General features: G+C 70.7%; 8 protein-coding genes. 3 read left to right on the top strand and 5 right to left on the bottom strand.

Annotated features, from left to right (window positions below):
• Positions 1–82: 82 nt before the first annotated feature.
• The 5 genes from AB0L37_RS02165 to hisC all read right to left on the bottom strand — a co-directional run bounded on the left by AB0L37_RS02165 (position 83) and on the right by hisC (position 9,320).
• The gene (locus tag AB0L37_RS02165; protein WP_365498674.1) at positions 83–1,819 is read right to left on the bottom strand and encodes a GAF domain-containing protein; all 1,737 of its coding nucleotides are present in this window, start codon (positions 1,817–1,819) and stop codon (positions 83–85) included.
• 65 nt (positions 1,820–1,884) lie between these two features.
• A complete protein-coding gene (gene cydD / locus AB0L37_RS02160) occupies positions 1,885–5,388 on the bottom strand; it encodes a thiol reductant ABC exporter subunit CydD (protein WP_365498671.1) in 3,504 nt (1,167 codons plus the stop codon).
• A gap of 41 nt (positions 5,389–5,429) precedes the next feature.
• Entirely contained in the window at positions 5,430–6,434 is a 1,005-nt protein-coding gene (gene cydB / locus AB0L37_RS02155; RefSeq protein WP_365498668.1) for a cytochrome d ubiquinol oxidase subunit II, read from the bottom strand.
• 21 nt (positions 6,435–6,455) lie between these two features.
• Entirely contained in the window at positions 6,456–7,961 is a 1,506-nt protein-coding gene (locus tag AB0L37_RS02150; RefSeq protein WP_365498665.1) for a cytochrome ubiquinol oxidase subunit I, read from the bottom strand.
• A 279-nt stretch (positions 7,962–8,240) separates the two neighbouring features.
• The gene (gene hisC / locus AB0L37_RS02145; RefSeq protein WP_365498662.1) at positions 8,241–9,320 is read right to left on the bottom strand and encodes a histidinol-phosphate transaminase; all 1,080 of its coding nucleotides are present in this window, start codon (positions 9,318–9,320) and stop codon (positions 8,241–8,243) included.
• Positions 9,321–9,687: 367 nt separating this feature from the next.
• On the opposite strand from hisC, the gene AB0L37_RS02140 reads away from it, so the two are divergent.
• The 3 genes from AB0L37_RS02140 (at position 9,688) to AB0L37_RS02130 (ending at position 13,179) form a co-directional block, all read left to right on the top strand.
• Positions 9,688–10,800, top strand: a complete 1,113-nt coding sequence (locus AB0L37_RS02140; RefSeq protein WP_365498659.1) for a LacI family DNA-binding transcriptional regulator — start codon at positions 9,688–9,690, stop codon at positions 10,798–10,800.
• Positions 10,801–11,059: 259 nt separating this feature from the next.
• Entirely contained in the window at positions 11,060–12,133 is a 1,074-nt protein-coding gene (locus tag AB0L37_RS02135) for a metallophosphoesterase (protein ID WP_365498656.1), read from the top strand.
• Positions 12,134–12,315: 182 nt separating this feature from the next.
• On the top strand, positions 12,316–13,179 hold the full coding sequence (locus tag AB0L37_RS02130; RefSeq protein WP_365498653.1) for a hypothetical protein: 864 nt from the start codon (positions 12,316–12,318) through the stop codon (positions 13,177–13,179).
• Positions 13,180–13,205 lie beyond the last annotated feature (26 nt).

Below are 13,205 nucleotides of genomic sequence, written 5' to 3'. Positions count from 1 at the left end.
CGTACGGGCGGGGGAACCCTTGCCCCGTACGGCGCAGAAACGTACCGCCGAACTGGTAGAGCCGGGTTGACGGCGGCCGGGCTCAGTAAGGCGCCTGCCACACCACCGTGGTGCCGCCCCCGTCGTCGCCGAGCCCCGGCCCGTACCAGCTGTCGCCGCCGAGCGACTCGGCCCGGCGCTTGAGGTTCTTAAGACCGCTGCGCCGGCCGCCCTCCGGGATGCCCACGCCGTCGTCGGCGACCGTCAGACGCACGCCCTGCTGCCCGTCGGGCAGGATCACGGTCGCGTCCACGACGACGTCGATGTGCGCGGCCTGCGCGTGCCGGAACGCGTTCGAGAGGGCCTCTCTGAGCGCCGCGATGAGGTTCTTCCCGGTGAGCTCGCCGACGACCGTGTCGACGGGGCCGAGGAAGCGGTGCGAGGGCTTGAAGCCGAGCGGCACCGCGGCCATGTTGATCTCCCGCAGCACGCGCGTGCGCAGCCCCGACGGCGCCTCCGCGGGCCCCTGCTGGAGGGCGAAGATGGCGGTGCGGATCTCCTGGATGGTGACGTCCAGCTCGTCGACGGACTTGCCGATGCCGGCCTGGACCTCGGGCACCACGGACCGCCGCTGGGCCCCCTCCAGCATCATCCCGGTCGCGAAGAGCCGCTGGATGACGAGGTCGTGCAGGTCACGTGCGATCCGGTCGCGGTCCTCGAAGACGGCGAGCCGCTCCCGGTCGCGCTGCGCCTCGGCCATCATCAGCGCGAGCGCGGCCTGCGACGCGAACTGGGTGGCGAGCGTGCGCTCCACCTCCGTGAAAGGCCGTGCCCCGCGCGCGCGAGGCGTGACCAGCGTCCCCAGGACGCGCCCGTCGCTCTGGAGGGGCAGCATCATGGCGGGGCCGTAGTCCCGCGCGAGATCGGTCAGCACGCGCGGATCGGTGGCCGCGTCGTCGATGAACACGGCCTGCCCGTCGAGCAGTTCGGAGACGATCTCGCTCTCCGGCGGCACGATCACGCCGAGCGCGGTCGACGGCTGGTCCGACGCCACGGCGACGATCTCCATGCCGCCCTCGGCCGCGGGCAGCAGCACTATCCCCGCCGCCGAGTCCGACAGCTGGCGGGCCTGTTCGGCGACCACCTGGAGCGCGTCGTCGGCGTCGCCGCCGGACAGCAGCGCGGTGGTCACCGCCACGGACCCGTCGATCCACCGCTCGCGCTGCTTGGCCGCTTCGTAGAGCCGCGCGTTGCCGATCGCGATGCCGGCCTCCGTGGCGAGGACCCGGACCATGTTCAGGTCGTAGTCGTTGAACTCGCCGCCGTCGTGCTTCTCCGTGAGGTACAGGTTTCCGAAGATCTCGCCCTGTACGCGGATGGGGACGCCCAGAAACGTCCGCATCGGGGGATGATGCGCAGGAAATCCGCACGAGCGCGGGTCCTGCGAGAGGTCGGCCAGGCGGACCGGTGTGGGGTCGTGGATCAGGGCGCCGAGCAGGCCGCGGTGCCCGTCGGGCAGCCGTCCGATGAGCCGCGCGGTCGCGTCGTCGACCCCGTGGTAGACGAAGTCGGAGAGCCCGTCGCCGTCCTCGTCGACGACGCCGATCGCCGCATACTTGGCGTCCGCCAGCTCGGCGGCGGTCTCGCAGATCCGGTCCAGCGTGGAGTGCAGCTCCAGACCGGTGCCCACGGACCGCATCGCCTCCAGGAGCTGCGGCACCCGCGCGGTCAGCTCGGTGGACAGCCCCTGAAGGCTGCGCGTGGCCCGGGTCGCCGCCTCCACGGAGTTCGCGGTGGGCTCGGCGGGGGACGGGGCGCCTGGGTCCGGAGGTGCTGCCATGCCCTGAGCCTAGTTAGTCCTATTTAGCGAGGAAAGTCGGGCTCGGCGGCGCGGACGGCCCGCGCTCACCTGCCCGCCCCCGCACCGGCCAGGAGCTCCGACGCGTCCTCGCGCTCCCGCAGCTCGCGCAGCGGCCCGTCGACGGCGGCGAGCTCGGCGTACGTGCCGCGCTGCACGACCCGCCCGCCGTCGAGCACGAGCACCTCGTCCACCGCGTCGAGACCGGCCAGACGGTGCGTGATCAGCACGGTCGTCCGCCCCCGGGTCGCGTCCAGCAGGTCGGCGGTGAGCGCGTCGGCCGTCTCCAGGTCCAGGTGCTCGGCGGGCTCGTCGAGAACGAGGACGGGGAAGTCCGCGAGCAGCGCGCGGGCCAGCGCGAGCCGCTGGCGCTGCCCGCCGGACAGCCGCGCGGCGTGCTCGCCCACCAGGGTGTCGAGCCCGTCGGGCAGCGCGTCCGCCCACTCCAGAAGACGTACGCGGCCGAGCACGGACCGCAGTTCGTCCTCGGTGGCGTCCTTCTTGGCGAGCAGCAGGTTCTCGCGGACGCTGCTGTCGAAGAGGTGCGCGTCCTGGGCGCACAGTCCGACGACGCGGCGTACGTCGTCGCTTTCGAGGGCGTACGCGTCGGTGCCGCCGAGCGTGTACGTCCCGGCGTCCGCGTCGAGGAAGCGCAGCAGCACTTGGGCGAGGGTCGTCTTGCCGGCTCCGGACGGGCCCACGACGGCGACCCGACGGCCGCTCTCCAGCGTCAGACCGACCCCGGCGAGCGCGTCCCGCGCCTGGCCCCCGTACCGGGCCGTCAGGTCGCGCACGACGAGCGGGAAGGGGTCCTGCGGCGTCTGCGCGGGGTTCGCGGGCTCGTGCACGGGTTCGGGGGCGTCGAGGACCTCGTAGACCCGCTCGGCGCTCTTGTGGACCCGCTGCCGGTACTGCACGGCCAGCGGCAGCCCGAGCACGGCCTCGAACGCGGCGAGCGGGGTGAGGACGACGACCGCCATGGCGACCCCGTCGAGCTGTCCGGCGCGCACGCCCTGGATGCCGACGAGGGCGGCGCCCGCCACCGTCAGACCGGTGATCAGGGCGGTGAGGCCGTCGCCGAGCGCGGTGGCGGAGGCGGCGCGGGAGGCGATCCGCGTCAGCACGGAATCGGCCTCGGCGGCCTGCTTCGTACGGTGCGGAAGGGCGCCGGCGACCGTCAGTTCGGCGGTGCCGGTGAGCAGTTCGGCCGCCCGGGTGGCGAGCACCCCGCGCGCGGGGGCCAGCCGTCGTTCCGCGCGGCGGGCCACGGCGCCGGACAGCAGCGGCACCCCGACTCCGGCGAGCAGCAGGCCCGCGGCGAGCACGGCACCGGCCGCGGGCAGCATCCATGCGGTGAACGCCACGGAACCCGCGCCCACAAGTGCGGCGACCGACGCGGGCAGCAGCCAGCGCAGCCAGTAGTCCTGGAGGGCGTCCACGTCGGCGACGAGCCGGGACAGCAGGTCGCCGCGCCGGTGGGCCCGCAGTCCGGCGGGCGCGAGCCGCTCCAGGCGCCGGTAGACGGCGACCCGGGTGTCGGCCAGCATGCGCAGCACCGCGTCGTGCGACACGAGCCGCTCGGCGTACCGGAAGCAGGCGCGGCCGATGCCGAACGCGCGCGTGGCCGTCACCGCGACCATCAGGTAGAGCACGGGCGGCTGTTGCGAGGCCCGCGAGATCAGCCACCCCGATGTCGCCATCAGGCCGACGGAGCTGCCGAGGGCCAGCGCCCCGAGCAGCAGGGCGAGCGCGAGCCGCGACCGGCGCGGGCGGGCCGCTTCCCGGAGCCGGGCGAGCACGTGGCGCCGCCGGGTCACGGGCAGCTCCCGCTCCGGCGAAGGCGCCTCGTCCGACGCGGGGCGGGGCTGCTCCGGGATGCCGGTCGCAGCGGCGGCCGCCCGCGGCAGGTGTCCGGTCCCCGGCGTCTCCAGGCGCACCACACGGTCGGCCACGGCGAGCAGCGCAGGCCGGTGCACGACAAGGAGCACGGTCCGGCCCACGGCGAGCCTGCGGACCGCCTCGACGATGCCCGCCTCGGTCGCGCCGTCGAGCGCGGCCGTCGGCTCGTCGAGCAGCACGACGGGCCGGTCGGCGAGGAACGCCCGCGCGAGAGCGAGCCGTTGCCGCTGTCCGGCCGAGAGCCCGGCCCCGTCCTCACCGAGTTCGGTCCGCGCGCCCTCGGGCAGCGCCTCGACGAATTCCAGCGCGCCCGCCTCGCGCAGCGCGTCCCGCACCGCGGCGTCGTCCGCGTCCGGCCGCGCGAGCCGTACGTTGTCCGCGATGGACCCGGCGTACAGCTGCGGCCGCTGCGGGACCCACGCCACACGCGCGTGCCACGCCTCCCGCGCCATCTCGGCGACATCCTTGCCGCCGACGAGAACCCGCCCACTACTAGGTCGCACAAAACCCAGCAGGGCACTAAGAAGCGTCGACTTTCCGACGCCGCTCGGCCCGACAAGGGCGACGGTCTCCCCTTCGGCGACATCGAAGGAGACTCCGGAGACGGCGTCCTCGTCGCGCCCTTCGTAGCGGACGCGGACCCCGTCGAAGCGCAGACCGCCTGCGGCCGGGACCTCCCCGGAGCCCTGCTCGGGCAGCGGCGTCTCCAGGACGGCGAAGATCTCCTCCGCCGCCGCGAGGCCCTCGGCCGCCGCGTGGTACTGCGCCCCGACCTGCCGCAGCGGCAGATACGCCTCGGGCGCGAGAACGAGGATGACCAGGCCTACGTAGAGGTCCATCTCGCCGTGGACGAGCCGCATGCCGATGGTGACGGCGACGAGCGCGACCGAGAGCGTGGCGAGCAGTTCGAGGGCGAACGACGACAGGAAGGCGATCCGCAGGGTGCGCACCGTCGCCCTGCGGTACTCACCGGTGATCTTCCGGATGGACTCGGCCTGCGCCTTGGCGCGGCCGAACACCTTCAGCGTGGGCAGGCCCGCGACCACGTCCAGGAAGTGCCCCGAGAGCCGGGAGAGAAGACGCCACTGACGGTCCATCCGGGACTGGGTGGCCCAGCCGATGAGGATCATGAAGATCGGGATGAGGGGCAGCGTGCCGACGATGATCGCCGCCGACACCCAGTCCTCGGTGACGACGCGGGCGAGCACCGCCACCGGGACCACCGCCGCGAGCCCCAACTGCGGCAGATAGCGCGAGAAGTAGTCGTCGAGCGCGTCCACGCCGCGCGTCGCGAGCGCCACCAGCGATCCGGTGCGCTGCCCGCTCAGCCAGCCGGGACCGAGCTGCGCGGCCCGCTCCAGGAGCCGCCCGCGCAGCTCCGACTTGACCGCCGCGCTCGCCCGGTGCGCGGCCATCTCCGTGAGCCAGGAGACCAGTGCGCGCCCGACCGCGACGACCGCCAACAGCAGCAGCGGTGTGCGCAGTTGAGCCACGTCCGAGCCGTGCTGGAAGGCGCCGACCACCACCTCGGCGATCAGCATCGCCTGGGCGATGACCAGGCCCGCCCCGGCGGCGCCGAGGAGCACCACCGCGATCAGGAAGAGGCGGGTGGCCCGGGCGTACCGGAGCAGACGCTGGTCGATCGGTTTCACGTGAAACACACCCTCACATCAGGCGGGTTGATCCAAGGGACTCAGTGCGCGGCGTCGGCGATGTGCTGCGTGCCGATCCGCTTGCGGAACACCCAATAGGTCCACGACTGGTAGAGCAGCACGATCGGCGTCGCGATCCCGGCGCACCAGGTCATGATCTTCAGGGTGTACGGGCTCGACGAGGCGTTGGAGACCGTGAGGCTCCAGTCCGGGTTCAGCGACGACGGCATGACGTCGGGGAACAGCGACAGGAAGAGCATCGCGACAGCCGACGCGATCGTGATGCCGGACAGGGCGAACGACCAGCCCTCACGTCCCACCTTGATGGCTCCGATCGCCCCGACGAGCGCGACCACGGCCACGATCATCGCGATGAGCGACCAGCCGTCCCCGCTGTCGATCTGGGTCCAGATCAGGAAGCCGAGCGCGAGCACCGCGGTCACCAGACCGAGCGTCAGCGCCAGCTTCCGGGCCCGCACCCGGATGTCGCCCACCGTCTTGAGCGAGGAGAACACCGCGCCGTGGAAGGTGAACAGCGTCAGGGTGACCAGGCCGCCCAGGATCGCGTACGGGTTGAGCAGGTCCCAGAAGGTGCCGACGTACTCGAAGTTCTTGTCGATCTTGACGCCGTGCACGATGTTGCCGAAGGCCACACCCCACAGCAGCGCCGGGATCAACGAGGTCCAGAAGATCGCGTGTTCCCAGTTGGTCTGCCACTTCTCCTCCGGCCGCTTCGCCCGGTACTCGAAGGCGACGCCCCGGATGATGAGGCAGACCAGGATGATCAGCAGCGGCAGGTAGAAGCCGGAGAAGAGCGTCGCGTACCACTCGGGGAACGCGGCGAAGGTCGCACCGCCGGCCGTCAGCAGCCAGACCTCGTTGCCGTCCCAGACCGGCCCGATCGTGTTGATCAGGACACGGCGCTCGGTGCGGTCACGGGCCAGCAGCTTGGTGAGGATGCCGACTCCGAAGTCGAAGCCCTCCAGGAAGAAGTAGCCGATCCAGAGGACCGCGATGAGTACGAACCAGACGTCGTGAAGTTCCATGACTCGTCAGCTCCCTGGGCCTCAGTAGGAGAAGGCCATCGGCTTGTCGGCGTCACGGTCTCCGCCGATCTTGGTGGGCGGGTTGAGATCGTCGTCGGTGAGCTCGGGCGGCCCGGCCTTGATGTACTTCACGAGCAGCTTGACCTCGATGACGGCGAGCACGGCGTACAGCAGGGTGAAGACGGTCATCGAGGTGAGGACCTCGCCCTGCGAGACGCTGGGGGAGACGGCGTCGCGGGTCTGCAGAACTCCGTAGACGACCCACGGCTGACGGCCCATCTCGGTGAAGATCCAGCCCCAGGAGTTGGCGATCAGCGGGAAACCGACGGTCCACAGCGCCACGATCCAGTAGAGCTTCGTGAACTTCGGGCTGAGGGCCTTCTTCTTGAAGAGCACCAGGTTCGGCACTTCGTCCTCACCCGTCCGCATGGCCTGCGGCAGCATGAACTTCTTGCGGGTGAGCCAGAGCCCGAGCAGCCCGATGCCGAAGGAAGCCATCCCGAAGCCGATCATCCAGCGGAACGCCCAGAAGGTGACGGGGATGATCGGCCGGTAGTCGCCCGGCCCGTACTTCTCCTGCTCGGCCTTGTTGGTGTCGTTGATGCCGGGGACGTACGAGTGGAAGTTGTCGTCGGCGAGGAAGGACAGTATCCCGGGGATCGACAGCTCGACGGTGTTGTGGCCCTTGCTCACGTCGCCGTAGGCGAAGATCGAGAACGGGGCGGAGTTCTGGCCGTCCCACAGCGCCTCGGCCGCCGCCATCTTCATCGGCTGCTGCTTGAACATGACCTTGCCGAGCTGGTCGCCGCTGATCGCGGTGAGCAGACCCGCGATGACGACGGTGATCAGCCCCAGCCGCAGCGACGACCGCATCGTCGCGATGTGCTTCTTGCGGGCCAGGTGGAACGCCGCGATGCCGACCATGAACGCGCCGCCGGTCAGGAACGAGGCGGACAGCGTGTGGAACGCCTGCGTGAGCGCCGTGTTCTGCGTCAGCACGTGCCAGAAGTCGGTGAGTTCGGCCCGTCCGTTCGCCTTGTTGTACCTGTAGCCGACCGGGTGCTGCATCCAGGAGTTGGCGGCCAGGATGAAGTACGCCGACAGGATCGTGCCGATCGACACCATCCAGATGCAGGCCAAGTGGATCTTCTTCGGCAGCTTGTCCCAGCCGAAGATCCACAGTCCGATGAAGGTGGACTCGAAGAAGAACGCGATCAGTGCCTCGAAGGCCAGCGGCGCCCCGAAGATGTCACCGACGAAGCGGGAGTAGTCCGACCAGTTCATGCCGAACTGGAACTCCTGCACGATGCCGGTGACGACACCCATCGCGATATTGATCAGGAACAGCTTCCCCCAGAACTTGGTGGCTCTGAGGTACTTCTCCTTCTCTGTGCGCACCCAGGCGGTCTGCAACCCGGCGGTCAGCGCCGCGAGCGAGATCGTCAGAGGGACGAACAGGAAGTGGTAGACGGTGGTGATGCCGAACTGCCATCGCGCCAGGGTCTCCGGCGCCAGAGCCAGGTCCACTGCGTCTCTCCTTACATCGCCGCGGTCACAGCGGCAGTTTGCCCCTTTAATCCCACAAATCCCGGGAGGAACCGGGACACGCTTGTGAACGCGTTCACATTCACAAGCATTATGTCGTACTGGCTGTCGGGATCCGAAGGGGGTCCCCTTACTGCGAGGAACACCACACGGCGCCCGCGCCCGGACATGCGAACGGCCGGCCCGACGGGAGTCGTCCCGCCGAACCGGCCGCGGCACCCGGCGACTTGGAGCCGCCGGAGGATCACAGCTCCGTGCTGCTCACAGCTCCTTGCGGAACGCCTCCGCCGCCTTCAGGAAGATGTCGTTGGCCTCGGTCTCGCCGACCGTCACCCGGACCCCCTCGCCGGCGAACGGCCGCACGACCACCCCGGCCTGCTCGCACGCCGCCGCGAAGTCCAGCGTGCGCTCCCCCAGCCGCAGCCACACGAAGTTGGCCTGCGTCTCCGGCACCGTCCAGCCCTGCGCCCGCAGCCCGTCCACGACCCGGGCGCGCTCCGCGACCAGCGAGCCGACGCGGCCGAGGAGCTCGTCCTCCGCGCGCAGCGAGGCCACCGCCGCGTCCTGCGCGAGCTGGCTCACGCCGAAGGGCACCGCCGTCTTGCGCAGCGCCGCTGCCACGGGCTCGTGGGCGATGGCGAAGCCGACCCGCAGCCCCGCGAGCCCGTACGCCTTCGAGAAGGTCCGCAGCACCGCCACGTTCGGCCGGTCCCGGTAGATCTCCACGCCGTCCGGCACCTCGGCGTCGCGGATGAACTCCCGGTACGCCTCGTCGAGCACCACCAGGACGTCCGAGGGCACCCGGTCGAGGAACCGCTCCAGCTCGGCGCGGCGGACCACGGTGCCCGTGGGGTTGTTGGGGTTGCAGACGAAGATGAGGCGCGTGCGGTCGGTGATCGCGTCGGCCATCGCGTCCAGGTCGTGCACATCCCCGTCGGTCAGCGGGACCTGCACCGAGGTGGCACCGCTGATCTGCGTGATGATCGGGTACGCCTCGAAGGAGCGCCACGCGTAGATGACCTCGTCGCCCGGACCGCTGGTCGCCTGGAGCAGCTGCTGCGCGACGCCGACCGATCCGGTGCCGGTGGCCAGGTGCTCGACCGGAACCCCGAAGCGCTCGGACAGCTCGTTCATCAGGCCCGTGCAGGCCATGTCCGGGTACCGGTTGAAGGACCCGGCCGCGGCGATCGCCTGCTCCATCACGCCGGGCAGCGGGGGATACGGGTTCTCGTTGGAGGACAGCTTGAATGCCACCGGTCCGCCGGCAGCCGCCGGCTTGCCCGGCTTATAGGTGGGGACCCCCTCCAGCTCGGCACGCAGCTTGGGGTTGTTCTCGCTCACCGCAGTCCTCCTTGTGGCCACCGTTCCAATACTGCTCACCTTAAGAGGATTCGCGGCTCGCCCCAATGGGCCGGATCCCACGACCCTGCGAAGGCGTACGGAGAGGGGGGAGCGCTCCCCGCTCTGGCGTGCGCCGGTGGCTCGCGCCGTGGCGCGCATCACCCGTGAAGGTGAGTTGAGACCTACTCGCAACATCGCCGACTTGGCAGGCCCGCGCGCACCGACAAGTGACGTACCACCGTCAGAACCCTCAACTCCCTTGATTTCCAAGGTCATTGATGGTTCATCACCTTGCAGAAACGTGCCTGTCAACGCGTGCATATGCGCCCCCACCATGCAGCCGCATGAGCCCTACTATCGGCTCGCCATGACAGCAGCAGGGAAGCACCAGGTGAGCCGGGCAGAGACGACCCGCAGGGGCACCCGGCCGAGCCGGGCAGGCATCAGAGACGTTGCCGCCGCCGCCGGGGTCTCGATCACGACTGTCTCCGATGCGCTCAACGGCAAGGGACGGCTTCCGGACGCCACCCGACGCCATGTCCGCGAGGTCGCCGACCGGCTGGGCTATCGCCCGTCCGCGGCGGCCCGCACGCTCCGTACCGGCAAGTCGGGCTTGATCGGCCTGACCGTGACGACCTACGGGGATGAACCTTTCACCTTCACGGAGTTCGCGTACTTCGCCGAGATGGCCCGAGCGGCCACCTCCGCCGCGCTCGCGCGCGGCTACGCCCTCGTCATCCTGCCCGCCACCTCACGCCACGACGTCTGGTCGAACGTCGCGCTCGACGGCACCGTCGTCATCGACCCCTCCGACCACGACCCGGTCGTCAGCGAGCTGGTCCGCCAGGGCCTGCCCGTCGTCTCGGACGGACGTCCCGCGGGCACTCTGCCCGTGACCGCCTGGGTCGACAACGACCACGAGGCCGCCGTGCTCGGCATCCTCGACCACCTCGCCGAGGCCGGCGCCCGCCGCATCGGCCTCCTGACCGGCACCACCACCGACACCTACACCCACCTCTCCACCTCCGCGTATCTGCGCTGGTGCGAGCGGATCGGGCAGGAACCGGTCTACGAGTCGTACCCCGCGCACGACCCCTGTGCGGGCGCCGTCGCGGCCGACCGGTTGCTCGCCAGGCCCGACCGCCCGGACGCGGTCTACGGCCTGTTCGACCCCAACGGCACGGATCTCCTTGCGGCCGCACGCCGCTACGGGCTGCGCGTCCCCGAGGACCTGCTGCTCGTGTGCTGCAGCGAGTCGAACGTGTACGCCAACACCGAGCCGCCCATCACCACGCTCTCGCTCAAGCCGCGCCGCATCGGCACGGCCGTCGTCCAGCTGCTCATCGACGCCATCGAGGGGCTCGAATCCGACCAGCCGGTCGAGCAGGTGATACCGACGGAGCTGATCGTGCGGACCTCGTCCCAGCGCCGTCCGCCCCGCACCACCGTCAGCCCGCCCCGCTCGCCCGGGCAGGGCTGACCCCCGTACCCCCGTCGACCCCGTCGAAGCCGGAAGAAGCAGGAGGGAGCCGGGAAAGAAACCGGCAAGGACTCAGGGGAAAAGTCCACACCAATTCGGGAGAAAAGCACGGTGAACAGCCCCCCGTCACCGATTCACCACCCCTGGTGCATCACACAGCGCGAGCCGCATTCCTATGATGGGCGCACGACACCGCGGGCCGCTGCGACCAGGCAGTCCGATCCGGTGCACAGGCGGCGCAATGGTGGTGGAGGGGTCGATGACTCAGGGGGCCGGTCAGGGACCCGCAGCGCGCACGGAGACGCTGCGCGACTTCCGCGTTCCCGCGTACGTCCATGACGTACCGGCGAACGTGGTTCCGTCCGACCCTGCCCCCGGTCCCGAGCCCGACGCCGAGGTGTACCCGGACGGGTACACCCCCACCGAGCGCGACCTCCCGGTCATCAATCGGGGTGACACCGTGCAGGTCGAGATCGCGCAGCAGCCCGCGCCGCAGCAGGCCGACGGCCTCGGCCCGCTGTACGTGGTCGGGGACGTGCACGGCTACCTCGACGAGCTGCTCGCCGCGCTCCGCGAGAAGGGCCTGATCGATACCGAGGGCAACTGGGCGGCGGGCACCGCGCGCCTGTGGTTCCTCGGCGACTTCACCGACCGCGGGCCCGACGGGATCGGCGTCATCGACCTCGTGATGCGGCTGTCCGCCGAGGCGGCCGCGGCCGGCGGCTACTGCAAGGCGCTCATGGGCAACCACGAGCTGCTGCTGCTCGGCGCGAAGCGGTTCGGCGACACCCCCGTCAACTCCGGTGCCGGCACCGCCACCTTCCAGGCGGCCTGGTTGCTCAACGGCGGCCAGAAGTCCGACATGGACCGCCTCCAGGACGTCCATCTCCAGTGGATGTCCCGTCTCGACGCGATCGAGATCGAGGACGACCACCTGCTGATGCACTCCGACACGACCGCGTACCTCGACTACGGCGACTCGATCGAGGCGGTCAACGACACGGTCCGCGAGACGCTCACGCGCAACGACGCGGACGAGTGCTGGGACCTGTTCCGCAAGTTCACGAAGCGGTTCGCCTTCCGTGACGAGGAGTCCGGGCCGGGCTCGGTCCGCGAGCTCCTCGACGCCTACGGCGGCTCCCGCGTCGTGCACGGCCACAGCCCGATCCCGTACCTCCTCGGCGAGGTCGGTGGCGAGGACGCGGACGGCGAGGAGAGCCGGCCCGTCGTCGAGGGCCCGCACGTGTACGCGGGCGGTCTCGCCATCGCCATGGACGGCGGCGTGACCATGGCCGGAAAGCTGCTGGTCCAGCAACTCCCCATGGATATCTGAGAGTTCACCGGGCAGGCGCGTAAGCGGAGGATCCGGCAGGCCACAGGGCCAATTTCCGGAAACCCCCTGTCACCGCGCGCCGTGACCGCTCTACCATCGGCTTATCCGTAGCAGGCTCCCCTCCGTTTCTGCCCGACGGCTCGTAACCATGCGAGTCACCAAGCCCTACGGAGCATCGGGGGATGCACATGAACAGCGCTCCGCATTTGCTGAACGAGGACCGCCCCGAGTTCGAGCGGATCCTCGATGAGGCGCTGCGTACCGCACCCAACCGCCCTGATCTCGCCGCAGTGGGCCGGCGGCTCAACCCCGAACAGCTGCGCACCATGGCGTTGAACGCCGCCGCGCTGATCAGCACGGCGGCAGCCACCGAGTACCAGCACTACATCAAGGTCCGTGAGGAACTGCGTGCTGCCCCGCGGCCCGTCCGTCCGCTACGCGAAGGAGGCTCCTCCGGCTCCGCGGAGTCCGGAAGCAACACGATCGGTCTGGTCGCGGAGACCACGGGGCCCGGCGTCGCCGCCGTCGCCGTCGTGCTCGCCCCGGTCCTCGCCGGGACGGCCGCCGCGATCTTCCTGCTGGTCGGCTACATCCTGAAGATGCTCCACCCGGCGCCCGACTTCGCCGACACGCTGCTGGCGTTCGGCTGGGTCTTCGGCGCCATCACCGCGGCGGGCATCCTCGTCGCGGCGGTCTGCCTGCTGCTGACCGCCCTGCGCAACGGAGCGACGTCGCTCCAGGCGAGCGCGCACGGCGAGTCGAACGAGGCGGTGGCACAGGCCAGGGAAGTCTGGGGCAAGGCGCTCCTGGAGCGCGGCATCCTGCCGTTCCTGCGGGAGGCCCTGGCGGACCCGCCGCCGAGCGGTGGGACGCCGCTCGGCGGCGGCCGGGGCGGTGGCCCCAGCCGCATGCCCCAACTCGGCTACAACCGGCCGGGGTTCAGCAGCCCCGACGGCGGAGGCACCGCCACGGGGCAGCGGGCCGGCTACTCCAGCCCGGACTTCACCAGTCCGGACTTCGGAGGCCCCGAGCACCAGCCGGACTGACCCTCCGGCATCGGCACGGGGCCGTG

It is taken from the genome of Streptomyces sp. NPDC052225, from assembly GCF_040679615.1.
Taxonomy (GTDB): Bacteria; Actinomycetota; Actinomycetes; order Streptomycetales; family Streptomycetaceae; genus Streptomyces.
This window is presented reverse-complemented; position numbering and strand designations above follow the sequence as displayed.